Raw genomic sequence first — 25,720 nt, 5'->3', positions numbered from 1 at the left:
CTATGTTTGACAAAAAGTCTATAAATGTTCAAGTTTTCTTATTTTTCTAATCAAAAATTCATGATATCCTTATAATTTGCTTACCTTTGCATAAAATAATTCAAAATAAGTATATCATGACAAGAGCAATAATAACTGTAGTTGGCAAAGATACCGTAGGTATCATCGCTAAAGTATGTACTTACCTAGCTGATAATCAGATTAACATCCTTGATATTAGTCAGACCATCGTTCAAGAATTTTTCAATATGATGATGATTGTTGACATGACAAAATCGTCAAAATCATTCGATACTATCAGTACCGAACTTACCCAATTAGGCAAGGAAACTGGCGTACAGGTAAAAATACAGCTTGAAGATATCTTCAACAAAATGCATCGTATATAATCTGAAAAAGACTACACAGCTATGATTAATATTTCGGAAGTACTCGAAACAAATCGCATGGTGGAGCAAGAAAATCTAGATGTGCGAACCATCACAATGGGTATAAGCCTTCTAGATTGTGCTGATAGTGATCTCAATACTACATGCGAAAAGATATATACAAAAATTACCACAGTAGCCAAAAATCTTGTAGCTACAGGTGAACAGATTTCTCGAGAAATAGGTATTCCTATTGTACACAAGCGAATCAGTATCACTCCTATTGCAATGGTAGGTAGTGCATGCTGTCATACCCCAGGAGATTATGTACAAATTGCAAAGACTCTCGACAAAGCTGCTCTAGAAGTAGGCGTTAATTTTCTTGGTGGTTATTCTGCAATAGTAAGTAAGGGAATGACTAAGAGTGATGAACTTCTTATCAGGTCTATCCCTAAAGCTATGGCCTGCACTGAACGTATCTGCTCTAGTGTAAATGTTGGCTCTACCAAAACAGGTATCAATATGGATGCGGTACGATTAATGGGCGACATTATTAAAGAAACATCTATGGAAACCAAAGATGCAGACTCTCTTGGTTGCGCTAAACTGGTAGTTCTGTGTAACGCACCAGATGATAATCCGTTCATGGCAGGTGCATTTCACGGTGTAAGCGAAGCAGATGCTATCATTAATGTAGGTGTAAGCGGACCAGGTGTAGTAAAATATGCCTTGGAACAGATGGACCTTCAGGCCGGAAGAGAACTCGATAAAAATGGTAAGCCTAAACTTGCTAACTTTGAATTACTTTGTGAAACTATCAAAAAGACCGCTTTCAAGATTACACGTGTTGGTCAGTTAGTTGCACAGGAGGCAAGTCGCCGGCTAAATGTCCCATTCGGCATCATCGACCTTTCACTTGCTCCTACCCCTGCCATTGGCGACTCTGTTGCTGACATTCTAAAGTGCATAGGTGTAGAACATCCTGGTGCTCCGGGTACAACTGCAGCTTTAGCCTTACTCAATGATCAGGTAAAAAAAGGTGGTGTTATGGCTAGTTCATATGTTGGAGGACTTTCAGGTGCTTTTATTCCTGTTAGTGAAGATCAAGGTATGATCGATGCAGTAGAAGCAGGAGCACTTACTATCGAGAAGTTGGAAGCCATGACTTGCGTATGTTCTGTAGGTCTCGATATGATTGCTATCCCTGGTGACACTCCTGCTACAACTATATCAGGTATTATTGCAGACGAAAGCGCTATCGGTATGATCAACCAAAAGACCACAGCCGTACGAATAATTCCAACAGTCGGCAAGTCGGTTGGCGATACTGTAGAATATGGTGGTTTACTAGGTCATGCACCTATCATGCCTGTCAACACCTTCTCAAGCCAGCGATTTGTAGATCGTTGTGGAAGAATTCCTGCACCAATCCATTCGTTTAAGAACTGAAAACACTTAATCTTACAGATATTTATCCTTTTAGCTCAAAAAGAATGCTGAAAGGGTAAATATCTGTATTATCTGCCTTTTTCCTATTATCTCTTGTATAATTGATATTTTTTCTTTACCTTTGCAATCAAGAAATAAAAACGACTGTAAAACAAAATAATTTAGCGGAAAATTTATAGTCGTAATCAATAAAAATAAAGCGAATAAACATATTTTATTTACAGCGAATAATATTACACAAAAACTATGATTGTTTTAGGTATAATAATTTATATATTATTAGGTTTAGCCTATACAGTGATTATTAATTATTGTATAGCACATTTTACATGGGCACAAAACCTCGTGCAAGTTCTTTTTTTCCCAATTTGTCTACTCATACTTATAGCAGGCCTATTACTTTCAGCCACATTTGGACGTGGCAATACACGATATCGGTATTAATATAGCATTTTCTTCATAATATTTTGTACCTTTGCACAAAATAAAAATATATGATTGAAATTATCGATCTAGTTGTTTTCTTTGCATTTACAATTGGTATAGTCTTCTTGGGCGCTTCATTTTATCACAAAGAGACATCTGTATCTGATTATATTCGTGGTGGAGGTAATATTCCCTCCTGGGTAGTAGGTTTATCAATATTGTCTACCTATATCAGTTCTATTAGTTATCTAGGCAATCCCGGCATGTCATACGAGCACAACTGGAATCCTTTTGTGTTCGATTTAGCTATACCTATTGCAGCCTGGATAGCTTGTCGATACTTTGTTCCTTTCTATCGTAATCAAGATAGTATATCCACTTATGGATTTTTAGAAAAAAGATTTGGCCGATGGGCTAGAGTCTACGCGTCATTCTGTTATCTTCTTACCCAGATTGCTCGTATCGGCACTATCATTTTTCTTTTAGCCCTTCCTATGAATATGCTCTTAGGATGGAATATCATAACTGTGATCATACTCACATCTATAGCTATCATTTTCTATGCAATACTTGGTGGTATACGCGGGGTTATATGGACAGAAGCTATTCAAGCTACGATTATGATTATTGGTGCTTTCACCTGTCTTATTATTATCTTTTTCGAGATGCCGGAAGGTCCGCAGCAAGTATTTTCCATTGCTATAAGCAACCATAAATTTTCGCTTGGCAGTTTCTCACTAACTGATTTTTCGACATCCACATTTTGGGTCTGTATGATTTATGGCATTTTTGTGAATCTACAGAACTTTGGTGTAGATCAGAACTATGTACAACGCTATCATACCACCAACACTCTTGAAGAAGCTCGCCGTGCTGTAAAACAGAGCACATGGACACTGATACCTGTAGCTGGCATGTTCTTCCTTATAGGAACATCACTATACAGTTACTATCAAGTGCATACTAATCTATTACCAAGTGAAGGTATCAAGAGCGATTATGTATTCCCTTATTTTATAGTTCATCAGCTACCGCACGGTATAACAGGACTGCTTATCGCCTCCATCTTTGCAGCGGGTATGAGTACAGTTGCTACCGGTATTACAAGTTCGTCTACCATCGTACTAACCGACTATGTAAAGCCTCTTTTACCAAAAGCCAAAGAGTGGCACTACTTAGCAATACTTAAGATATCCGGTTTAATAATCGGTTTACTAGGTATGTGCATTGCTATTCTGATGATCAATGTAGCCAATATACTTGATGCCTGGTGGAAACTGAGCAGTATCTTCAGTGGTGGTATGCTCGGTCTCTTTTTACTCGGGTTTGTTAGCAAGAGAGCATGCAATGTCGATGCAGCTATCGGCACTATTTGCGGCATTTTAATTATAGCCTGGATTAGTGCTTTTGAATGGCTTCATCTACCTAATCCCCACATCCACAATTATCTCACAATCGTATGTGGAACCGCAACCATCTTTCTCATAGGTTTTCTTGCATGCCATCTAAGAATAAGATTTAAGAACGCATAAAAAAGGATTTCAGCGACTCTGCTGAAATCCTTTTATACACCTTATAAGATTAACCTTTGATTAAGATTATATAATTACTCGTATAAAATGCCATTAAACAAATTTATTTAATTCCTAAAATATCCTTCCAATCAGAAAAAGCATCATCGATTGCAACTTTCTCGCTTGCCCAATCATGGCTATATGGAACACAAAGTTTATGCGGCACACCTGTTAAAGTAGTAGACAATACACTTTTACTACCATCAGCATAAGTAACCACAACAGGAATATCATTATTGAAATCAAAAGTAGTAATATTATCAGCAACCTTCTTGACTATCAATATAGAACTCGTAGCATCATGCTTTCCCGCTTCTGTATTTACCATCTGAGAAGTTGACACACCAAATAGTTTATGAATTTCGTTGCCATCAACAGTAATAGGCAAAGTTCCTCCAGCAGCCTCAATCTGGACAAAGAGCCATACACCAGGCTGGTATCCTGTATTTTCTCCTGTACCAGGAACTTTATATTTACCTTTCACACATGCTACACTAAATACTGCATCATTATAGTCCATATCGTTTTTAGAAGAAGAACCAAGATCTTCAACTAAGATTCTGTACTTAAAAGGAATTTCTTCTTTTGCTTTACCTGGATATACGTGCCCCTGCTCCACAACATTCCATTGACCACTTGTCCAATCTATGTCTTCACCAGAAAAAGCACGTGTAGTATTAGTCTTAGCACTAGCAGAATTATCTGTCCCAAATAATTCTGTCAAATCAAGCACGTCATCGCTAACAGACATATCTGCACTCTTGAAACCACCCATATTCCATGAAGAGTTTGGTTTACCAAATATCTGGATAAAGGCATTATCATACTCTACTCCCTTAATTTCGGCTTGTGAAGTTGTCTCTGTACTATTGGTACATGAACTCAAAACTAACGATACTAAAGCGAAGCCAAAAATAATTTTTTTCATAAAAATGTTACAACTATATTGTTTCTAAAATAAGAGAATATGGATACAAAATAAAGTACTTCATGAAGTTAAAAATTAAAAAACCTCTATACTTGCTATTTTCATAAATAGTTCAACCAAATTCCAATTTCTCTGATATCTATAATTCACTGTTCAAATATACTACTTTTTTTAATAACAACAATAAAAAAAAGAATAAATTACAAAAAAATAAGCTGTAAGTTGCTCATCTTAGGTATATTACACCTAATTTCGATCCTAAAAACACACTTCGATGTCTTAGCAATATCCTATAAAATTATCAACAAAAAACGCCTATAGAATTCTGTCAACAAACAGTTATTCTATAGGCAAAATTTTCAAATTAACGTCAAACTTAATCTTCCATCAACTTACGATAACGGGTTTTCTTGATTTCATCGTTACCTAGACGCTTAGCCTTGTTGATTTCATATTCAGAATAGTCACCTTCGAAGAAGACGACTTCACCATTACCCTCAAAAGCCAAAATATGTGTACAAATACGGTCGAGGAACCAACGGTCATGACTGATAACAACGGCACAACCAGCAAAGGCTTCTAAACCTTCCTCGAGAGCACGCAAAGTATTCACATCGATATCATTGGTAGGCTCATCAAGCAAAAGGACGTTACCCTCTTGCTTTAAAGCCAAAGCCAACTGTAAACGATTTCGCTCACCACCAGATAGAACACTACAGAGTTTACCCTGATCAGTACCTGCAAAGTTAAAACGAGAAAGGTATGCACGACTGTTCACATCGCGTCCACCCATGCGGAAACTTTCATTACCCTGAGATACTACTTCATAAACCGTTTTATTTGGATCAATATCCTTATGTTGCTGATCTACATAAGCAAGTTTAACGGTCTCACCCACTTCAAACTGACCTCCATCAGGTGTCTCTAAGCCCATGATAAGACGGAATAAGGTAGTCTTACCTGCACCATTAGGACCGATAACTCCGACTATACCATTTGGTGGGAGCATAAAATTGAGATCCTTAAAGAGCACTTTCTCACCAAAAGCCTTCTGAACATGCTGAGCATTGATAACCTTATTACCTAGACGAGGACCGTTAGGGATAAAGATCTCAAGTTTTTCATCTCGTTCTTTCTGTTCTTCATTAAGCATCTGCTCATAATTATTCAGACGAGCCTTACCCTTAGCCTGTCGAGCCTTTGGAGCCATTCTAACCCACTCCAACTCACGCTCAAGAGTCTTACGACGCTTAGAAGCAGACTTTTCTTCCTGAGCCATACGCTTGGTTTTCTGATCCAACCAAGAAGAATAGTTACCCTTCCAAGGTATACCTTCACCACGGTCAAGTTCTAGAATCCACTCACTCACATCATCAAGGAAGTAACGGTCGTGAGTAACAGCGATTACGGTACCCTCATACTGCTGCAAATGTTGTTCTAACCAGTCGATACTCTCTGCATCCAAGTGGTTAGTAGGCTCATCAAGCAATAAGACATCAGGTTTTTGTAAAAGCAAACGACAGAGTGCTACTCGACGACGTTCACCACCTGAAAGGTTAGCTACAGACCAATCGGCAGGCGGACAGCGAAGAGCATCCATTGCACGTTCTAATTTTGAATCGATATTCCAAGCATCTGTTGCATCAATAATATCTTGTACTTCCGCCTGACGCTTCATCAACTGATCCATTTTGTCAGGATCACTATAATATTCCTCCAGGCCGAATTTCACATTAATATCATCATACTCTTTAAGGGCATCATACACATATTGTACACCCTCCATAACATTCTCCTTAACGGTCTTTTCCTCATTCAATGGAGGATCTTGTGGCAGATAACCTACACTATAACCAGGACTCCAAACCACCTCACCTTGAGTAGGTTGTTCCAGACCTGCAATAATTTTCATCAAAGTAGATTTACCTGCACCATTAAGACCGATAATTCCAATTTTTGCACCATAGAAGAACGAGAGATAAATGTTCTTCAGAATCTGTTTCTGGTTCTGTGGGATAATTTTAGAAACACCCACCATGGAGAAGATAATCTTCTTGTCGTCTACTGTTGCCATGTATATATTTTTGGATTTATATTTTGAATATCATATCGAACTTTTGCAAATATACGAAAATTTTCTGAGTCTACCACTATTTTCAATAGATTGACTGAACATATTTTAAAGTAAAAAAGATAGATTTATGTGCTTGTTTGATTAAAACAAAATACACGATATCTTCAACTTTTGTTCTGAACAGACAAACACCATGTTTTTGAGTCGTAAACATTATACTTTTGAGTTGTAAACACTATACTAATGAGTCGTAAACACTATACTTTTGGCATGCATGTATTAAACTGACGAAGCTAAAACGCATAAACTATTGATTTTCAAATAGATATAAAATACTGCACAATTTGTATATTTGAGTCATTCTATCATGGCAATTCCAAGTAAGCAAATCACAAGACGATACATGTCAACAAAATTCAAAAAAAGCAAGAAAAATACCAATAGCTAAAAAGAAAACTATTAAAACAAGAAAAAACTTAAGCATAAAAAAGGATGAGTAAATAAAAACTAAAAAAAAAGATTGGATTTTCGAGTATCATATGTTTTTAGTATATTTGTGACACAAAAAAATAGAACCAATGTATACATTTAATAATAAATATTTCAAAAGCAGCAAAATACGTATCACCACTCTTTCACTGGTATCTCTCTTCGTTTTGTCTGCATGTGGAAATAAAGAGAATACAAAGAAGATAGAAAACAACAAGTATAGTGGTCAATCAATTACAATAGACCAACAGTTGAAGGATAATTTAGATGAATTTGCCAACAAACCTAGATGTAAGGGCAAATTTGCCATTTATGTTTATGATATAACAGCCAACAAACCGGTATATGGCAATAACGAAAATCTTGCTTTACCTTCAGCATCGTGTATGAAACTCATCAGTGGTATTGCTGGACTCCACCTTTTGGGTACAGATTATCGCTATACAACAGACATCTATACTCGAGGTACCATTAAAAATGACACTCTACAAGGCGACATTACATTGAAAGCAGATCTCGACCCACAATTGAAAGGTACAGATTTAAAGATGTTTATTAATGCTCTTCACCGGAAAGGTATAAAAAAACTATCGGGAAAAGTATATATGGATTTGACCATCCAGAAACCTGTAACAGCCGAGCCTCACTGGTATCCATGGGACTTATCATTCTCACAGTACGGTTTATTATACAAGGGTAAAGAGCGTGTTAAAAATGAATTTAAGACCATGCTGCGTAATCAAGGCTTTCAATTAGCAGATTCTCAGTTTGTTTTTAGTAAAACACCAAAAGGTTCAAAATGCATTTTTCGTTTTCAGCGAAGCATCGACCGTGTGATACAGCGTATGTGGAAAAATAGTTCTAACACGCAAGCTACTGCCATGCTTTATACCATCAGTAACCATATCAATGCTAAAGACAGCACGTTTACACGATCTGGAATAAATTATCTATATAAGTTTGTACAGAATGATTTAGGCCTAAAAGACAAGAAGCTAGTAATACATGATGGATGTGGTCTCTGTACCCATAATCATCTTTCACCTAAATCCTTAGTCACAGCCTTACGCTATGGCTATAAGGACAATGCTATCCGAAAAAATTTATATACTCACCTTTCAGTAGCAGGAATAAACGGAACAGCCAGAAGACTCTTAAGTAAGCCAGAACTAAGAGGTAAATTACATGTTAAGACAGGTACCCTGTCACACCCTTATGGCATCAGTAGTCTTGCAGGATTTTGCAAAGCATCCAACGGTCACACCTTGGCTTTTGCAATCATGGATAGCGAAATGTCTGTATTAGATGCACATGTATTACAAAGTAAACTAGCTCAAGTACTTGTAAAATAAAAAAATATGAAATATCAAATGATTGTGCTCGACCTAGACGGCACACTGACAAACGCAAAAAAGGAAATTACACCTAAGACAAAAACTGCTTTAATGAAAGCACAACAGATGGGGGTAAGAGTGGTTCTGGCTTCCGGAAGACCTACTTATGGTATTACTCCACTAGCCGACGAACTAGAAATTGGCAAATATGGTGGATTTATCATGTCATTTAATGGTGGAAAGATAACCGACTGGAGTAATCATGAAGTACTTTTCGAGCAGAAACTGAATGAGGAATTGGTACCTCAGATCTATCAAAAAGCAAGAAATGCAGGTATGCATATTCTTACCTATCAAGGTGAGGGTATTGCCGCGACCAATAAAAACGATCAATACGTACAGCATGAGGCATTCATCAATAAAATGCCTGTAGAACAATATGACGATTTTCTTCATCAAATAAAATATCCTATCAATAAATGCCTTGTCGTAGGCGATCCTATCCCACTTCACAAACTTGAACTGCACATGGCTAAAGAAATGGAAGGGAAAATCAGCGTGTACCGTTCTGCTGATTTTTTCCTTGAATGTGTACCACTAGGCATAGACAAAGCACAATCACTCGAACGGCTGATAACAAAACTAGGTATCAAACGTGAAAATATTATCGCTTGTGGAGATGGCTACAATGACTTAAGCATGATAAAATATGCTGGGCTTGGTGTAGCAATGGCCAATGCTGCAGAAGAAGTAAAACAGTCAGCAGACTATGTTACTCTCTCTAATGAAGAAGATGGTGTGGCCCATGTAGTAGAAAAATTTATCACAAATATAGTAAAATAGAAACTAAACCTCTTTTTTACAAATAATTACCCTCTAAGTGAAAGAAATTACCCCACTTTGAGGGTTTTTTCTTATATATTTGCAAAATACAATCAATAAGAAATATAACCGAAATATAATATTATTAGATTATTTTTATTAGTAAAAAATTGGGAAATTGCCCGTGAGGGTCATTTTCCAATCTTTTATAACTAAAAATTATTAACTTTTTAGTAATAAACTAAATTTTTCACTTTTTTATGTATCTTTGTACCTAATTTTGTGAAATAATATAAAACCTAAAATAAAATGACAAGAAAAACCATTCTTCTTAGCTTAGTAATTTTGTTCACGTCTGTTCCTATTATAGCCCAACAGAATGACCAGCAGCCAAAGGCTTTTAATAATATAGACCTGAATATGACAGCTGGTACTACAGGTATCGGTGTAGAGCTTTCTACCAAATTATCAAAAGTAGTTGGCATACGCGCAGGCTTCTCTTTTATGCCCCATTTCCTGTATAATATGCATTTTACGGCTCAGGTAGGCGATACTCCTGAATCTAAATATGACGAACAAGGCAACCGCGTGGAAACAAAATTTGATAAACTTCAGGCTACCATGAAAGACTACACAGGATTCACTGTAGACGAAGACCTTACTATGGAAGCACGTCCTAAATTCTACAATTTCAGCGTTTTGGTAGACGTTCATCCCTTTAAGAATAAGAATTGGTATTTAACAGGAGGTATCTATTGGGGAAATAGTACTTTTGCTGATTCTCAGGTATCCCAAGATGACATGATAACAACTCTCGCTGTAGGTCTTTATAACAATATGTATACGAAATCTATTAACAATGAACCTTTCTATCATGTCAATAACATGGATGTATACAATGAAGAAATGGCTGAGCGATTTATTAGTTATGGTAGAATGCACTATAGCATAGGAACCTTGAAATCAACAGGTGAACAATGTTATATCGAACCTGATGAAGCTGGTTATATCCGTGCAACAGCCAAGGTTAACCCATTAAAACCATATATCGGTTTCGGCTATTCTGGACGAATGACCAAAAACAACAATAACTGGAAAATTGGTATTGATGCAGGTGTCATGTTTTGGGGTGGTCGACCTGCCATATATATTGATAGAACGATAGAAACTGCATCTATTGATTCTGATACAGGTATTAGCTCATATAGCTATAGCACAGAAACTATCGATATGACCCGCGATTTAAAAGATTACAAGAATAGTATAAAGAGTAAAATGAACTTTATAAAAACACTTGGTGTTTATCCTGTCATCAATCTCAAAATTAGTCGTAAATTGTGGTAATCACAAAAAATAAAACTAGAAAAAAGCCATAAATCAAATCACTGATTTACGGCTTTTTTCATATATTGTCGTCAAATGAAATACCTATTTCAAAATCTTTATACCATTTTGGATATAGACCCCATGAGGTAATATATCAGTATTGTCCCCTACTTTTTGACCTGAAAGATTATATACATCGCCAGCCTTCTCCGATTGAGAATCAGAAATTACAGCATGAATACCCGTTAAATAATCTTCAGGAGACAAAACCCGATATACATCAGGTGCACTGGTAGAAACAGACATGTAGAATGAATTGCGAGGAATATATTTCCAGTCTACTTTCTTCAAAACTAATGCACCATCTTGTACCTGAAGAACACGCATAGTAGCTGGATTATTCTCTACATAATTATCATGATTATAAATCTGATCATACCAAACAAACTGTGAAGGCACCGAACAAAAATAAACACCCGTAAGTAAATTATCTGAAGGAGCTGTAACAGATGATGTCAATAGATTGACACGATTATCAGAAGGGTTATCAGAATTACTCTTAATAATCATTGGTGTAGAAGCTGGTAAATCTTGGCCTGTAAACTCTTTAAGTTCAACAATTCCACGCTCATCACTCTTCTTATCTATATAATACGCTTTAGTATTAGTGGAAGCAAAAGAGAATGGGAATGATGCATAGAAACTCTGATAGTAATCATTACCCACTTTTAAATCGGGCTTGAAACCGAAATAATTGGTATCATCAGCAGAACTAATAGCATTGATATACCAATATTTCAGATTACCAGAAGTAGCCATATATGCCAAAGTATCAGCATCACTTGAAAAGCTTTTTCCATCATCAAACCCCTCATCACACAAATACACACTATAGTTGTTATAAGTACCATAAGCGGTATACGCAATAGCACTTGCCTTTTTAATAATCAGAGAATATTCACCCATCATCTCGCAAGTAGAACTTCCCTGAACCTTTAAAGCATAATTATCATTTTCGCTATCAATGTAAATCACCGAAGCAGGATCAGAAACGATGCGATCATAATAATAATAAGTTCTTATAGCAGACAAATCTGCGTTAGTAGCAAGCTTATCTACTTTTGCTTTGGTATCATATAATGCGGCATATCGCTTTGTATTAGCATTCTGTACACGATAATATCCTGTGGCCACCTGTGCAAAATTTGTTGAAGAACTCAACAAACTGAAAAATAATAGGAATAATTTCTTTTTCATAAGAGCATAACTAAAAAAAATACTCTGCCTGCAACATTATAATAGATGAACAGACAGAGTATTGTAAGTTTATAATCTATTAAGATTATTCAGCAATACAGATAGAAACACGGTTCTTATCATTCTCGCTGAAAGGCTGAATGTAAGCACCTTTAGAATCTGAAGTAATGCGGCTTTCTGAAACACCATACTTATCACGAAGCATAGCTACAACAGCCTGAGCACGTTTAGCTGCAATTTTCTCATTAATCTTAGCAGAACCTGTACCAGCATCTGCATAACCTGTAACAGCAACCTTAGCGTCCTTGTTCTCGTTCAAGTAATCTACCAATTCCTTAATCTTAGCCTCCTCTGTAGCTGAGATTTTATTAGAACCTATTGTAAAGAATACATCTTTACGAAGCGCTTCTACTTTCTTTTCTTCCTTAACAGGAGTTGGAACTGGTTTCTCAACTATACGTTCAATAATACGCTCAACAGGTTTTGGAGCCTCAACAACACGCTTTGTATGAGTCTTACCCAAAGCTATCTTTACACCAGCGAGTGCATTAAAGTACCAATCTGGGTTACCAGCCTTCTTGCTGTTATAGTGATCGTTAAGTACATTAGCATTAACCTCGATACCAATCTTAACGCGATCGCTTACACGGAAATCAACATCAGCACCTGCACGACCTACGAAACGTACTTTAGAACCATCCCAAAGATAATCTAGATTCTGGCCTTCAACGCCTTGACTATAAGGCAATTGAGCAGCAATCTGACCATAAACAGTCTGAGCCTCATCATTATTCCATGCAATGTTAGCACCTGCACCAGCAAATACGGTAACATCTACAACACGATTTGGATTAAAACCGCAGAAAAGATTACTCAAGTTGAACATAAAGTCTACACCAGGAGCAACATAATTGTATTTCCACTTATACTTGTTACCATCAAGCTTCCAACCACCACGGCTCTGCCAAGCATTGGCCTGAAGACGCATGCCGAATACCTTATTAAAGTTATAACCTACCGCTACCTGTGCAGTTGGAGAAAGTAAATCTGAAAATTTAGTTTCACCTAGTGTATACTGACCACCTGCTTGCAATTGTACGAACCAATGTGGCTGAAAGTCGTAAACAGTCTTAGCTGGCTCTTGAGCGTTAGCTGAAGCTACGCCCATGAGCAAAAGACTTGATAATAAAATATTATTAAATTTCATAATCGATTTTTCTTTAAAATTTTACCAATGTGAATTACTGTGCAATTACAAACAACTTAGTAGCTGCAATATTTCCATGGAAGTCAATACACTCATATACAAGTTCATAAACTTTACCTGAAGTCAAGCCACTAATCTGAACTACCTTCTGAGAACCATCAAAAACTTCGCCGAATCCAGCAGGCTGAGAAGTAACAGCAGTACCACTTTCACCAGTAGCAGCATCAGCTATTGAATTGTATACCTTGTTAACTTTAATCCATCTCTTGTAAGCAGGAGTCAACATCTCACCTGTATAAGTTGTTAAGTAAAGGTTAGAACCATTAGCTACAGGCATAGCACCAGCAACAGCTGTTGTTGGAACTTGGTTGAAAGTATTATTATTAGCTACCAATACAACTGGCTGCAAATAATGATTAGCATTGTTAATGTAGTTAGCTATTCGAGAAATAAAGTTATTGTACTTATCCTGCAAAGCAACACCCTTACTAATCAAATCATTGAACTTCGTAATCTGGCTCAAATTTTCATTCAATGCATTTGCTGTAGCAGACAACTTACTATTAATCTGATTCTGCAAACCATCTACGAAATCTTTAATTGAAGCTGTACCTATTTCATTACCATTAGCATCGACAACAGTTACAGTTTTCAATTCTTCATTAACTGTAATAGAACCAATCTCAACATCATTATATGTTAACTTCAAATCATTACTGATCATGTTAATCTTTAGACGATTCAAAGTATAGTTAAAGTTTTCAAATGAAGTATAAGATAAAGGTTTGATAGCTGTTGCAGCAATAACAGAGTTAGAGAATGCATTACCATAATTTTCAGCATTGTTTACACTAAGTGCCAACTGAGGAAGTACATTATGGATGTTGTTATAAATCAAACCTGCAATCTTTGTAGAGTTAACCTGTTTATTTTGAATTGCACTCTTAACTTCACTTACCAGTTCCTTAATATTTTCAAGAGATACATTAGACTTGACATCATTAACATTCTCTGGCTTTATTGTTGCATCGAATGAATAGAAAGGAACATCTACTGTAGCACGAGAATAACCATATGTCAACTCATCAGAAGACTTAGCTGCCTCTGACAAAGTAACAGGAACGACCTCTCCACTAGTCTTAACAAGAACACCTGTCTTACCAGTAAAGTCCAAGTTATTCTCATTCCAATTATTCAAAGTCGCATAAAGACGACCAGCATTACCTGTTGCTCCATCACCAGTTACAACAACACCACCACCGACTCTTGTTACACCGGTTACTTCGGAAGTCGAGATAACACCAGATACGGCCTTAGGGAAGTTTACAGCATCAAAATCACCATAGAATGTACCAAGAATAGTAGAACGGACATTACCTGCTGGGATTGCATATGTACCATAGATTGGATTATATGTACCATTGATTTCTACGCTTGTTACATTTTTCTTTAGAGCTTCTTCTATCTTGGTTACACGAGCATCCAAAGAATCAATCTGATCCTGAAGCAAAGAATCTGCTGTCCGATAAGCCTTTGTCAAAGCAGCAACTGTAGTATCAACCTTTACATCCAAAGCTTTAATTGCCAAAGAATCATGCAAGTGATTTAAAGAATCTGCAGCAGCAAGAGTTGCTGAATCTGCAACAGCCTTTTTATAAAGATTTTTGTAATCTTCAGAGAGACCAGCAATCAGATCATCATGATCAAGTAATTTTTGATTGTTTGCCGCAATTGCTTGAGCAAGAGTGTAAATTGAATCTTTGTTAATAACAACTTGCTTACCTAAAGCATCCTGTTGTAATCTGTAAGCTTCAAAAAGAGACATAGTCTTAGCAACATTCTCTTTCCAAATTGAATCTCCTTCGTAATCTTTACAAGATACGAAAGTACTTGCTGTAAGAGACACAACTCCAAAAGCAAGATACAATTTAGTAAAACGGTTTTTCATTTGACTTAAATTTTTTATTTAATAATAAATATATATGTTTTTCTTAAACATAAATCTGATGGATTATAATATGATTTTCATGATTTAACCCATTAACTTATTTTCTTTTTATCTACAATATGGGAACAAAATTAATTTTTTTTTTAATAGTATCCAAACATTTATTTGCTTTTTTTTAAAAAAAAGACACTTTAATGTTATAAATCAAGAATAAAATCAGGGCAATAAGTTAAATTATACAAGTAATAGTCTATTAAAATAAAAAAGGTGCAAAAGCAAACAACCTTTACACCTTATTATTCTCTATCAAAAATTACCTACGAAATAAATTTAATGCAAAATTCTTAACTGTTGGAACAATAGTCATTTGAGTCTTAGTTTTACCTGGAATTATTCCAAATCCTTCTTTTGAAATCAAACGTAACCCATAACCACTGGCTTCCATCTGTTCCCACCACTTCACATCAGCAACCATACTATTATATTTTCGTGAATATATAGGAGTTATATCTCCCTTAGCATAATACTCTAATTGATCCATATACGGAGTATAATCTAGCTGGATGCTAGTATTGTTTGTTATGCTGACAGTTAATACTCCACTCAATGAAATAGAATAAGTCATTGTGAAATCACGTGTATCACCATCTCCTTTATAATGAACTACTACAACTGTTGGCTTTTTCTTGTCGGGCTTACTAACTGTAATATTATTTAAATGGCAAGAAACCGCAGGGCGAATTCCAGTGAGATAATGATGATTAAACAACGTATACTTTGTAAGATAACCTGTTGTTTTATCGAATGTTACGGTATAATCATCACATGTTACTTCAAGCATCTCTTTGTCAATCAATTTTGGCTTGCGCATCTCACTATATTGTTGAGTTTTTGCCTCTCCCTTAGCAATTGCGTCACTGGCATTATATGGACGAAGATCTAGAAGATCATAACCAAACACATCACCAGATTTATGGTCCTGATAAATCATTTTAAGAATAAGTTCCTCATTTACCGGTACCTCGTCTTGCTTACAACTAATAGCATATTCACGACTACTCAAATGAACTAGATCCGCAGGAATACTACCATGATCAATAACATGTCCATTAGCATACAACTGCCATATCAAATCCAGACCTTTGAAATCTTTATAAACATCCTTATTGCTAATTTTTACTTGAACATGAGACGCATCTACAAGCTTAGCCTCTAACAACTGCGTTTGATGAAGTGCACGTAAACCTGCATCCGTAAACTGTCCCCTCTCATCAATAAAACATTCTTGGGTTGGCGCTTCTGCACGAACCACAGCTATACCATTGTTTTCACAAGCCTCCATAAACGAATTTTCAGAAGAAGCTTTATTATATGCAACAGCATTATAATTGAGTCGCTTGATCAAATCAATCGTACGTCGAGTATGCTTAGGAGACTCAACCCATCCCGTAGGAGGTTCTACAGATAACCTATCAATAATACGAACGGGAATTCCCTTGACTTTTCCATTTTTTACCTCATCAGGAATTTTACTAAGAACTGGCTCGGCACCATTCTTCAAGCGATAAATAAAAGAAGGACTAATTATACCAGGAAGTAAAACCGTTTCTCCTTTTTCCCAACGACTCATTATGAAAGTATAAAGGTTACGGCCTTTTTTTAAATATTTCGTAATATCATACTCCATAGTAGCATAATATTTAGAAGTAATCCCCACCTTAAATCCATTAACATAGATATCCATTGGAGCCGTACTATTACCTACATGTAGCATAACACGAGTACTCTTATTGGCCCATTCAGGCAACAGTTTAACCCATCCACGATAAACACCAACGACATTATCTTTTGCCCATTTTTGAGGAATAGCACGCCATTGTGCAGGCATCATCTGAAAAGTCCATTGAGAATCATCAAAATTTGCACTCATTACATTTTGAGGAACAACGTTTACAGAACGATACATCTTAAAAAGCCAAGTTTCATTAAAAGAGATCGTATCAGGTACTTGAGCTAAGACTGGTATCCCCATCAGGGTTAAAAAAGATGCAAGTAATAATTTTTTCATTTACAAATAAAACTAGTTTCAAATATACCGCAAAAATATAAATAAAATGCGATATTCTTCATAAAGCGAAACAAAAAGTCAATATTTTAAAGAAAAAAGTGACAGATAAAAAAAAATTAAGCAAAACATTATCGAATAACATATAAAAAACACTACCTTTGTACAGCAATTTAAACTTCTACGCTAATACGAGAGAGAAATGGAAAATAAAATGCTTTTCAAAGAGCTCCGAGATTATCTAATGATTGCCATAGGCATGATTTCATACGGAATGGGATGGACCCTTTTCTTGTTACCAAACCATATAACCAGTTCTGGAGTACCGGGTATAGCCAGTGTACTATATTGGGGTACAGGCATTCCACCACAGACTAGCTATTTTGTTATCAACGCTATTTTATTACTGATAGCACTAAAAATTCTTGGTTGGAAATTCTGCGTTAAAACCATTTTTGCCGTTATTATCCTCACCTTTTATACATCCTTTTTCAGCACAACAGCTGCCAGCCAACATTTGTTGGCCGACCAACCCTTCATGGCCGCACTAATCGGAGCAATTTTCTGCGGATCAGGAATTGGTCTGGCGCTGTCATATAATGGATCTTCCGGCGGTACAGATATCGTAGCAGCGATTATTAATAAATATCGTGATATTTCATTAGGACGAATCATCATGATAATTGACATTATTATCATTTCTTCATCCTACCTTGTTCTTCACAATTGGGAAAAAGTGATTTATGGTTATGTAGTACTTTGCGTTAGTAGTTTCTGCGTTGACCAAGTGTTTGAAAGTAGAAGAAAAAATGTACAGTTCTTTATTATTAGCAAAAAATATAAAGAAATCGCATCACGCATCGCTGTTTACCCACATCGAGGAGCTACTGTTATAGAAGCACACGGTTTCTATACAGGACGAGATGTCAAGATGCTTTTCATTATGGCAAAGCGTAGAGAAAAAAATATAATATTTAATCTCATAAACGAAATAGATCCAAATGCCTTTGTTACAGAGAGTAATGTTCAAGCTGTTGTTGGTGAAGGATTTGACCAGTTTAAGGTCCATAATAAATCACAACCCCCCAAAAAAGAAAGTAAAGAATAAATACATAATGTATAGAATATAACAAAAAAATGTAAAAAAAGATAGCAATTATTTCACAATTCAGAAATAATTGCTACCTTTGCATATGAACATACGTACAAACATTCTATCATGATAAAACAGAATAATGAGAATAATAAATTATAAAAACTCAACAAGTATTAATTCAAACATGATATTTCTGTTGGCATAAAGCCGAAATCCATAGAATGGATGATCTTGTAGAAATACAATTTCATGCTTTCCAATTATAATCCAATTACTATTGCTTTTTAACGAATATATTAATTATTTAAAGACTTCAATGAAAGAAATTTTTTTATCCGCTAATCATATGTTAATTTAGTTTCGACCGGCTTGCTCGCGAGAGCAGACCGGTTTGTATTTTTACACAAGAAGCATCTCAAATTGAGATGCTTCTTGTGTAAAAAATTATAATTTAGAACTGTATATTAAAACCAGTACTTAATTGAACATTACTATTCAAAGGAATTCCTTCCTTAGACAGCTTACCCAACACATGATCCATACCAATAAAGAAATTGAAACCCATAGGATGAAAATTCAACAACCAGCCTATACTAGGACCAAATGTTCCTACAGCAACATTTACATTACCATCTACCCAAGACAATGGCATAAAGTTACCACTTAATCGAGCCTCTGTCCAGCTGAATGATCCATGCAAACGGGTAGAACTTAACAATCCAGCCTTAAACCAATCGCATGCTTTATAACTAGCAGCAAGATTAAGGGTTGCACCAAGCATAGTGGTACGCTTTCCCTGATCCCCTAAAGAGGTAAGATGAGCAAAATCCATAAACTGATCAGCATATTCATCAGCAGGCTTATCCATCGGATTATCACTATCACCACCAACAGTCAAATCATGAAAACCATCAAAGGTAACATGATTAGAAATATTCTTAGCCTGAATATCATTACTCCAACTAATAAAACCAAAATCAAGTAAAGCAGCACTTAGATTCCATCTATCTCCAGCCTTATATTCAGCACCAAAATCAGCAGCCATACCAAAACCACTGATACCGTATCCACTTACTTTAACGTCATTTACATAACTATACTGCTCATCCCTACTATTGTATTGCTTATACTTACTTTTATACTCAAAGCCCTTAATAGAAACATCTGCTACTGCATCACCAGAAATCTCCCACTTCTGATTATCAGAAAGAGTAGCTTTCATATTATGCATTTGAAGACGTGCATTGCCAAGCCCCAAAAGGAATTTTAGTTTTCCACCGACCTTCCACCGATCGCTAACTTGGTGACTGTGCCCCAAAGCTATTTCTACATAACTAGTAGCCTCTGCATCAAGATCACCCATATCATAATCTTTATTGCCTGTATCTTTAGCAAATGCGAGAAATTCATAAGGTATCTTTACATCGGCAGTAGCTCGTAGATTAACATCAAAAGTGTTATAGCCACCCATTCCTTTCCAACCTGCAGAAAGTAAACCTACTTTTACATCAGCACCAACACGATTATTACCCTTACTGAAGCCATCTAATCCATTTTCGATATACGGACTCAAGAAAGTCGTTTTTTTCTTATTACTAGCATCTGGATAACGAGGATTATCAAAGAGAACATCCTGAAGTCCAAAATTACCATACATTCTTGCATTGACATTACCAATAACAGGAATAGAAATATAAGTAGTACTATCGTTGCCAAGAGCTGGATTCATCTGATGACGGTACAAGAACCCATCTGTAAAAAAGCCAGACATAGAACCTTGAGCCTGTGCTGGCAATATTGCGAAACTGAAAATTGATACCAACCCCAGTTGTTTCATTCGATTTTTCATCTATTCTAAAAAAATTAAATTCAAACTTAACAATATTTATGGATTAATTCGCATCATAGATAAGCTTTCCATAAATTGTTACAGCTATATTGTTCATTTTCAATGTCTGATAATAGGCATTCAAGCCAACATTCTGAATGGACTCACCATCATAACTTGTAGTTCCATCAAAACGAATCTTTATACCATCTAAATCTTTGAGAACAGTTGGATCTAATGGTTTAACAACAACACGCACAGAAGTATGCACTGGTGTTTTACCATCCAAAGACGGAGCTATAACATTCTCTACAACAATCTTAAGACGACTATCACTTATCGCTTGACCTCTATTATTAACACCATAAGCAGAAAGCTGAAGATACATAGGAATCTTGTTTTCCACATCAGATGTTACCACAATTTCAGTATCTTCATCTTTAAACTGAAGATCTTTCAAACTGCTGTTCCACCCTGTCATATCCTTACGATATACGATACGTGCACTATCTGCAAAAGCCAAAGGACAGTCTACTGCATATTTACTAGTTAATGTATAGCTAGTACCCAACTGAACTGAAGTAGAAGTCGAAGTATCGCCAATAGCTTTAATATCCGCAAATTTAATAACAGAAGGAATCTTATTTACTAAAGTAGAGAGCTCTGGAACTACCACTACAGAAGTATCACCACTGCTAGCAGCATATCTACGTCTGAGACTAACTACTCCTGCATTTCTAGGAATAATAAACGGATCTATAGCCAAAGACTTTATCACTTGATTAGCTGCATCATAAGCTATAAGATTTCCTGAAACCTTAACATCTATCGGCAATATAGGAGTAGATGATATGGTAAGATTAACATGAGGATCATAAAGATCTACCTTAACAGAATCATCAGACAACACTGATGGAATATTATTTAGCTTCACGCTACCCCAATTGGCAAAATTAAACGATGGAGAAAATTTACCTGTAGCATAGCTAATAGTTGTCTTACTCACCTTAGCAGATCCCACGATGGCACCATTAACCAATCCTTCTGTCTTTATCAAATCTTGCTTAAGCAAAGTCATAGCCAAACCAACACGACCTGATGCTTTTATGCTTTCCCCTTTTTTGAATACTAAAGATCCAAGTTTATCGTTTGCAGTAAAATCGAGACCCTTCACATAAAAACGGATAGTATGACTAGAACTGGTAGAAAGATTAAGCAATGACACTTGATTTGCTGTAGGATTAATTTCTTGCCCGTTATAAACTGCTTTATCAAGAACAAAGAATGATGGCAAACGGAAAGCCATATTGTAAACCTGCTTAAAACAACCTTGAAAAGCAGAATTGAAGGAGAATGTTACATCCAAATATGTATCATCAAAAGTTGCTGAAGTTAAATCATATATTTCATCAGGCACATTACTAATGGAATAATCAAAAGTGGCCAATGCAAGACTATCAGCTTCAGTTATTACAAAAGTTCCATCGCCATCACCTATTGCTGAAGTACGCTTACGAGTATTATTCTTTGCAAGCCCCATTAGTGGTAAAGATACATAACGTTGTGGAAATTCACGAGCTTCCTGAGTTACTTCCTTTACTGTGGCAGAGGCCGTCTTTTCTGAAGCATCAGAAAGATGGAAAACATAATCTCCATTATCTAAAATATCAATAAAATTGGACGTATTGATGTGGACAAATGAATCTAATGGTATCTCTGCAGTAGAGTTGTTTACAGGCAATGCCAAAGAGTCTGAACCAATTCCAAAAATTGCATCGATATCCGACAAAGAATAGTCTCTATCCATGCATGAGGAACAAAATATTCCTATAGCAAGGGCTAAGCTGAGCCAGAAATAATGTAATGATTTCTTCATGTCTAAAATTATATGATTTCTAAAAAAAATAAAGCGATGTATAAATCTTGTGCAAATTTATAAAATAATACTTAAAAATAGCAAGCATTTTATTAATTATTACAGCGCGACCATGAAGAAACAATTGCATTTGGACGTTATCTTTTTTTTTAGTATCTTTGCATCAATAAATGAAATTTCAATTCAATGGATATAGCAATTTATGAACTAAAACAACCAGGTGAGGACCACGAATACATTAGCTTTCGTGTCAACGCCGACTGCAATCTTGGGCGCTTTCTAGTTTATGATACCAGTTATCTTGACAGAAAGGGACAAATGGAAAATCCCAATCATCATGTTTACCATTTTCCGGATGTGGATGTCTCACAGGATGAGATACAGATGATAAGGCTGTATACAAAGTATCCATATAAACCTAAAAAATGGGTTGATCCTGATGGAAACAATACACTTATTCTGAGTTGGTTTTTACCACGGCCTATCTTAAATAGCGCCGGACATAGCATCCACCTCGTTGAAATTGCACACGCTGATTTCAAGTCGTATAATGACTAGTTGACAAGCCTTATGAGATTGTTCCGTCAAATCTTGGCCATTTTAATAACTCTGCCTTTATTCAGCAGTTGCACGATTATGGACATGTATAAATATTCTAAGGATGTTCCATATTTTCAAAATGCTAATCAGGTAGTAATGCGTCTGTCAAGTCACGACTATAGTATTCGAATAAAGCCAAAAGATTTTCTCTCGATTACCGTACAGTCTATCGACCCAGAAACTTCTCAACCATTCAATTTGAATTTTTCTACTAATAGCACCACCGGACAACAATCTCCTTCAGAAAGCTTACAAAAATATCTAGTAGAAAACGATGGAACCATCAATTTTCCTGTAATTGGACGGCTAAAAGTAGTAGGAAAAACAACTGATGAGGTAAGAGATCTGATTTCCTCACAAGTAAACAAATATTTTACTAAACGTGGAAGACCGGTCGTAACCGTAAAAATACAAGACTTCTTCGTGACAGTAGTAGGAGAAGTAAGAAGTCCTAAAGACATTCAAATAACAGGAGATCATATCGGCTTAGTTGAAGCTTTGGCACAAGCTGGTGATCTTACAGAATATGGTCGCCGTGATAATATTCTATTAATAAGAGAAGGCTTCGATGGAGCTAAAGTGGTACACCGCTTTGACCTGAGGGATGCCAATGTATTTAACGACCCCTTTTATTACCTTCAACAACGTGATTGTATTTATGTGATGCCCAATGATCTGAAAGCAAAAGAAGGAAAAATACAAGAGGATGTCAACTATTATACATCAATGACAAGAATGCCATTTAGTATAGCAAATCTCATTGTCAGTCTCTATAATAAATAAAAAATCATTTAAAAATAAAAAGGATTGCGGTCTTCTCAGACAACAACCCTTCAAGCGAATAAATTAACCTCAATTGTATAATTAACGCTACAAATATAGTCATTTCAAATCTAAGCAGCAAATCTTTTTGAAAAAAAATATCTTTTTCCATCACCTTTTACGAGTATATTTACAAAATGATTACATTTCTTACCGCCTCCGTCAAAAAAAATCTACAACAGACTTATTTTTCGAAATGTTGATAGTCTTTACTAGACTTCCATTCACCACCCCATTTAAAGCCATATTTTTTGAACAATCTATAACATAAATCACCTTTTACTATTTTATATGGAAAATTAGCATTCCGATTAAGATAAGGTTTAGCTGTAATCGGCTCAACAATTTCCTTACCGTCTTTAAGATATTTATGATAAGGATTGTATAGCGTATTAATATCTATAGCCAATCCCAAACCATGTTTAGACACAACATTAGTATGAGAAATAAAACGAAAATTAAAACTGCTAGAATTGTTAGCCCGCATAGACATTTCATCATCAGCATTCCAATAATCGACCAGTCTCATGCGTTCTATAGGATATGAAGCTTCATAGAGTTGACGAAAAATACTTAGAATATCTTGAGCAATAGAAGCATTGACCACCATCTCTCCCACAATGGTTTTGCCAGCAATATCCTTATGAAGACAAAGAATATAACGCAAAGAACTACGGGGCACAGTACAATTTTCTTTATAAGATTTTCCAAACATCTTCTTAAAGATTGTATCAGGAATCTGATGTGAAGTAAAAAAAGAACGATAACCGTATGATTTAATATACGACCCCGGAACTACTTCACCAGGCCTAAACACTTTTTTACTAAAAACTTGATGAGCATATACACAAAAGAAAAATAAAACAAATAAAATCAACTTTCGCATGATAGTAAAATAATAAACCTTAACTCTGCAACACTTTGATTTGATTTTCATTATAAGCACCGAACAACATTTTTTTGCTCATGATTCTGCCGTGTCGTAAAATACACCTATTTTAGTGTTGCTAAATAAAAACAAGCGTTTCCACAACAGACATGACAAAAATACAAATTAAATCTAAAAGCCCTGCCCCTTTTGAGATATATTTTTCAGCATAAAGCGTTTTGACATTTTTTCCATGACAGGATCACTCCTTGGCTGAAGTTATCATCTTATGGCCATCAATATCGCTTTTTCCTAACAAAGGCATCGGTAAGAACAGGCATCTAAAGTCCTTTATAACAGAAAATTAATTAGTACTACAAATATTTACTTGACAAAGTATATAAGAAAAGTTAGAAAAAAATTTGGTTAATTCAAAAAAATATAGTACCTTTGCAAACGCAAATAGAAAAAGGCTTCGTAGCTCAACTGAATAGAGCATCTGACTACGGATCAGAAGGTTCCGGGTTTGAATCCCAGCGAAGTCACTTTAAGTTTGTATAACAAACGGTATCCATGGTTCCGTAGCTCAGTTGGATTAGAGCAACAGCCTTCTAAGCTGTGGGTCTTGGGTTCGAACCCCAACGGAATCACTTGATGTTCAAACATCAAGTTGGATTAAAAAGGAGAGTAAAATAATTACTCTCCTTTTTTAGTTTTATATCCTCTCGCACTTCCTAACAAAAAACGCACACTTTCATACCACTCTAATTAAATAACTTAAAACTACAAACTGGCTAATATACACAAAAGGAGAAATACATCACTGCATCTCCCCTTCTTCGCGCTTATGAAATTTTACACAAAAAGTAAAATCTATATTATTAATTCCTTAAAACTAAATAAACTAATCATTATTTTGTCTACGCTGAACCATTCTTTTAAAAGCATTACGATGAAATTTTTCTTCCGCTTTGATAATCTTAAGCACCTTCGCTGGCGAAAGAACTTTCATGAATTTTAGATGATATGTCCTTTGAACTTCCTTAAGTTCCAAATCTAACTCATCCATCTTTATAATAGCCTGTTTACAAGCTCGCTGGTTGGACAAATCTGTCATGTGACAGCGTCGCATTTCTTCAAAGAGCACACGTGCTTTCTTTTGCATTTCCCTATATACAGGGAAAAAAGACGCAGCTTCAGACGGACTTAACGCCGCTTGGCTCGTAATAAACTGTTCCATCTCTGCTTCAAATCGTTTCGGATCAAACTTTGCTTTTACTCTTTCAGGATTATCAGACCAAACCTGAACTGACATCATAAGAGCAACGAGAAGCATTATTATTTTAAATTTCATACTCATTTA

The 25,720-nt window shown here is 35.8% G+C and carries 19 protein-coding genes and 2 tRNA genes; 11 read left to right on the top strand and 10 right to left on the bottom strand.

Translation table 11 applies throughout. The features are described 5' to 3' along the window. The first annotated feature begins 116 nt into the window (after positions 1-116). The 3 genes from L6469_RS02440 (at position 117) to L6469_RS02430 (ending at position 3,775) form a co-directional block, all read left to right on the top strand. Positions 117-389 (top strand): ACT domain-containing protein, encoded by a 273-nt coding sequence (locus tag L6469_RS02440; RefSeq protein ID WP_006282313.1) that lies wholly within the window; start codon positions 117-119, stop codon positions 387-389. A 21-nt stretch (positions 390-410) separates the two neighbouring features. Then, positions 411-1,817 carry a PFL family protein gene (locus L6469_RS02435; RefSeq protein WP_006282314.1) on the top strand — a complete coding sequence of 469 codons (1,407 nt, stop codon included), beginning with the start codon at positions 411-413 and terminating at the stop codon, positions 1,815-1,817. 497 nt (positions 1,818-2,314) lie between these two features. Then, on the top strand, positions 2,315-3,775 hold the full coding sequence (locus tag L6469_RS02430; RefSeq protein WP_027453715.1) for a sodium:solute symporter: 1,461 nt from the start codon (positions 2,315-2,317) through the stop codon (positions 3,773-3,775). Positions 3,776-3,878: 103 nt separating this feature from the next. On the opposite strand, the gene L6469_RS02425 is transcribed toward L6469_RS02430, so the two are convergent. Continuing rightward, the gene (locus tag L6469_RS02425) at positions 3,879-4,745 is read right to left on the bottom strand and encodes a hypothetical protein (RefSeq protein WP_006282316.1); all 867 of its coding nucleotides are present in this window, start codon (positions 4,743-4,745) and stop codon (positions 3,879-3,881) included. 376 nt (positions 4,746-5,121) lie between these two features. Beyond that, the gene (ettA, locus tag L6469_RS02420; protein ID WP_006282317.1) at positions 5,122-6,819 is read right to left on the bottom strand and encodes an energy-dependent translational throttle protein EttA; all 1,698 of its coding nucleotides are present in this window, start codon (positions 6,817-6,819) and stop codon (positions 5,122-5,124) included. 578 nt (positions 6,820-7,397) lie between these two features. On the opposite strand from ettA, the gene L6469_RS02415 reads away from it, so the two are divergent. The 3 genes from L6469_RS02415 (at position 7,398) to L6469_RS02405 (ending at position 10,808) form a co-directional block, all read left to right on the top strand. Next, positions 7,398-8,660: a D-alanyl-D-alanine carboxypeptidase/D-alanyl-D-alanine-endopeptidase gene (locus L6469_RS02415; RefSeq protein ID WP_006282318.1), complete on the top strand. Its 1,263-nt coding sequence runs from the start codon at positions 7,398-7,400 to the stop codon at positions 8,658-8,660. A gap of 6 nt (positions 8,661-8,666) precedes the next feature. Beyond that, on the top strand, positions 8,667-9,485 hold the full coding sequence (locus L6469_RS02410; protein ID WP_074802979.1) for a Cof-type HAD-IIB family hydrolase: 819 nt from the start codon (positions 8,667-8,669) through the stop codon (positions 9,483-9,485). Between the two features lie 288 nt (positions 9,486-9,773). After that, the gene (locus L6469_RS02405; RefSeq protein WP_223918697.1) at positions 9,774-10,808 is read left to right on the top strand and encodes a hypothetical protein; all 1,035 of its coding nucleotides are present in this window, start codon (positions 9,774-9,776) and stop codon (positions 10,806-10,808) included. Between the two features lie 84 nt (positions 10,809-10,892). Here L6469_RS02405 and L6469_RS02400 read toward each other — a convergent pair whose 3' ends face one another. The 4 genes from L6469_RS02400 to L6469_RS02385 all read right to left on the bottom strand — a co-directional run bounded on the left by L6469_RS02400 (position 10,893) and on the right by L6469_RS02385 (position 17,270). After that, entirely contained in the window at positions 10,893-12,047 is a 1,155-nt protein-coding gene (locus L6469_RS02400; RefSeq protein WP_074802981.1) for a hypothetical protein, read from the bottom strand. Between the two features lie 85 nt (positions 12,048-12,132). Further along, positions 12,133-13,254, bottom strand: a complete 1,122-nt coding sequence (locus tag L6469_RS02395) for an OmpA family protein (protein WP_006282322.1) — start codon at positions 13,252-13,254, stop codon at positions 12,133-12,135. 34 nt (positions 13,255-13,288) lie between these two features. Then, the gene (locus tag L6469_RS02390) at positions 13,289-15,202 is read right to left on the bottom strand and encodes a hypothetical protein (RefSeq protein WP_006282323.1); all 1,914 of its coding nucleotides are present in this window, start codon (positions 15,200-15,202) and stop codon (positions 13,289-13,291) included. 313 nt (positions 15,203-15,515) lie between these two features. Next, positions 15,516-17,270 carry a sugar-binding domain-containing protein gene (locus L6469_RS02385; protein WP_039870354.1) on the bottom strand — a complete coding sequence of 585 codons (1,755 nt, stop codon included), beginning with the start codon at positions 17,268-17,270 and terminating at the stop codon, positions 15,516-15,518. A 199-nt stretch (positions 17,271-17,469) separates the two neighbouring features. Between L6469_RS02385 and L6469_RS02380 the strand changes: the two genes are divergently transcribed. Then, entirely contained in the window at positions 17,470-18,375 is a 906-nt protein-coding gene (locus L6469_RS02380) for a YitT family protein (protein WP_006282325.1), read from the top strand. 439 nt (positions 18,376-18,814) lie between these two features. On the opposite strand, the gene L6469_RS02375 is transcribed toward L6469_RS02380, so the two are convergent. After that, the gene (locus tag L6469_RS02375; protein ID WP_176759727.1) at positions 18,815-20,200 is read right to left on the bottom strand and encodes a DUF5723 family protein; all 1,386 of its coding nucleotides are present in this window, start codon (positions 20,198-20,200) and stop codon (positions 18,815-18,817) included. A gap of 55 nt (positions 20,201-20,255) precedes the next feature. Next, positions 20,256-22,067: a hypothetical protein gene (locus L6469_RS02370; RefSeq protein ID WP_006282327.1), complete on the bottom strand. Its 1,812-nt coding sequence runs from the start codon at positions 22,065-22,067 to the stop codon at positions 20,256-20,258. A gap of 186 nt (positions 22,068-22,253) precedes the next feature. Here L6469_RS02370 and L6469_RS02365 point away from each other — a divergent pair, with 186 nt between their 5' ends. Further along, positions 22,254-22,625 (top strand): hypothetical protein, encoded by a 372-nt coding sequence (locus L6469_RS02365; protein ID WP_027453707.1) that lies wholly within the window; start codon positions 22,254-22,256, stop codon positions 22,623-22,625. A 78-nt stretch (positions 22,626-22,703) separates the two neighbouring features. Continuing rightward, positions 22,704-23,450, top strand: a complete 747-nt coding sequence (locus L6469_RS02360; RefSeq protein ID WP_006282328.1) for a polysaccharide biosynthesis/export family protein — start codon at positions 22,704-22,706, stop codon at positions 23,448-23,450. Positions 23,451-23,673: 223 nt separating this feature from the next. Here the strand turns inward: L6469_RS02360 and L6469_RS02355 are convergent, their stop codons facing one another. Continuing rightward, positions 23,674-24,204, bottom strand: coding sequence for a M15 family metallopeptidase (locus L6469_RS02355; RefSeq protein WP_006282329.1), 531 nt, complete (start codon positions 24,202-24,204; stop codon positions 23,674-23,676). 624 nt (positions 24,205-24,828) lie between these two features. Between L6469_RS02355 and L6469_RS02350 the strand changes: the two genes are divergently transcribed. Then, positions 24,829-24,902: transfer RNA gene (locus L6469_RS02350), tRNA-Arg, on the top strand. 30 nt (positions 24,903-24,932) lie between these two features. Further along, positions 24,933-25,007: transfer RNA gene (locus L6469_RS02345), tRNA-Arg, on the top strand. 254 nt (positions 25,008-25,261) lie between these two features. On the opposite strand, the gene L6469_RS02340 is transcribed toward L6469_RS02345, so the two are convergent. Then, positions 25,262-25,711 carry a hypothetical protein gene (locus L6469_RS02340; RefSeq protein ID WP_006282330.1) on the bottom strand — a complete coding sequence of 150 codons (450 nt, stop codon included), beginning with the start codon at positions 25,709-25,711 and terminating at the stop codon, positions 25,262-25,264. Positions 25,712-25,720 lie beyond the last annotated feature (9 nt).

It is taken from the genome of Segatella baroniae B14 (assembly GCF_022024235.1).
In the GTDB taxonomy this organism is placed as follows: Bacteria; Bacteroidota; Bacteroidia; order Bacteroidales; family Bacteroidaceae; genus Prevotella; species Prevotella bryantii.
Note: the sequence above shows the minus strand (reverse complement) of the source record. Positions and strands in the feature narration are given on the sequence as shown.

Bases quoted from the DNA above. Each gene is read 5' to 3' on its own strand.
- L6469_RS02340 (WP_006282330.1), bottom strand. From the start codon at position 25,711: ATGAAATTTAAAATAATAATGCTTCTCGTTGCTCTTATGATGTCAGTT.
- L6469_RS02405 (WP_223918697.1), top strand. From the start codon at position 9,774: ATGACAAGAAAAACCATTCTTCTTAGCTTAGTAATTTTGTTCACGTCT.
- L6469_RS02380 (WP_006282325.1), top strand. From the start codon at position 17,470: ATGGAAAATAAAATGCTTTTCAAAGAGCTCCGAGATTATCTAATGATT.
- L6469_RS02400 (WP_074802981.1), bottom strand. From the start codon at position 12,047: ATGAAAAAGAAATTATTCCTATTATTTTTCAGTTTGTTGAGTTCTTCA.
- L6469_RS02375 (WP_176759727.1), bottom strand. From the start codon at position 20,200: ATGAAACAACTGGGGTTGGTATCAATTTTCAGTTTCGCAATATTGCCA.
- L6469_RS02440 (WP_006282313.1), top strand. From the start codon at position 117: ATGACAAGAGCAATAATAACTGTAGTTGGCAAAGATACCGTAGGTATC.
- L6469_RS02385 (WP_039870354.1), bottom strand. From the start codon at position 17,270: ATGAAAAAATTATTACTTGCATCTTTTTTAACCCTGATGGGGATACCA.
- L6469_RS02425 (WP_006282316.1), bottom strand. From the start codon at position 4,745: ATGAAAAAAATTATTTTTGGCTTCGCTTTAGTATCGTTAGTTTTGAGT.
- L6469_RS02415 (WP_006282318.1), top strand. From the start codon at position 7,398: ATGTATACATTTAATAATAAATATTTCAAAAGCAGCAAAATACGTATC.
- L6469_RS02360 (WP_006282328.1), top strand. From the start codon at position 22,704: ATGGACATGTATAAATATTCTAAGGATGTTCCATATTTTCAAAATGCT.
- L6469_RS02365 (WP_027453707.1), top strand. From the start codon at position 22,254: ATGGATATAGCAATTTATGAACTAAAACAACCAGGTGAGGACCACGAA.
- L6469_RS02410 (WP_074802979.1), top strand. From the start codon at position 8,667: ATGAAATATCAAATGATTGTGCTCGACCTAGACGGCACACTGACAAAC.
- L6469_RS02435 (WP_006282314.1), top strand. From the start codon at position 411: ATGATTAATATTTCGGAAGTACTCGAAACAAATCGCATGGTGGAGCAA.
- L6469_RS02355 (WP_006282329.1), bottom strand. From the start codon at position 24,204: ATGTTTGGAAAATCTTATAAAGAAAATTGTACTGTGCCCCGTAGTTCT.
- L6469_RS02390 (WP_006282323.1), bottom strand. From the start codon at position 15,202: ATGAAAAACCGTTTTACTAAATTGTATCTTGCTTTTGGAGTTGTGTCT.
- L6469_RS02370 (WP_006282327.1), bottom strand. From the start codon at position 22,067: ATGAAGAAATCATTACATTATTTCTGGCTCAGCTTAGCCCTTGCTATA.
- ettA (WP_006282317.1), bottom strand. From the start codon at position 6,819: ATGGCAACAGTAGACGACAAGAAGATTATCTTCTCCATGGTGGGTGTT.
- L6469_RS02395 (WP_006282322.1), bottom strand. From the start codon at position 13,254: ATGAAATTTAATAATATTTTATTATCAAGTCTTTTGCTCATGGGCGTA.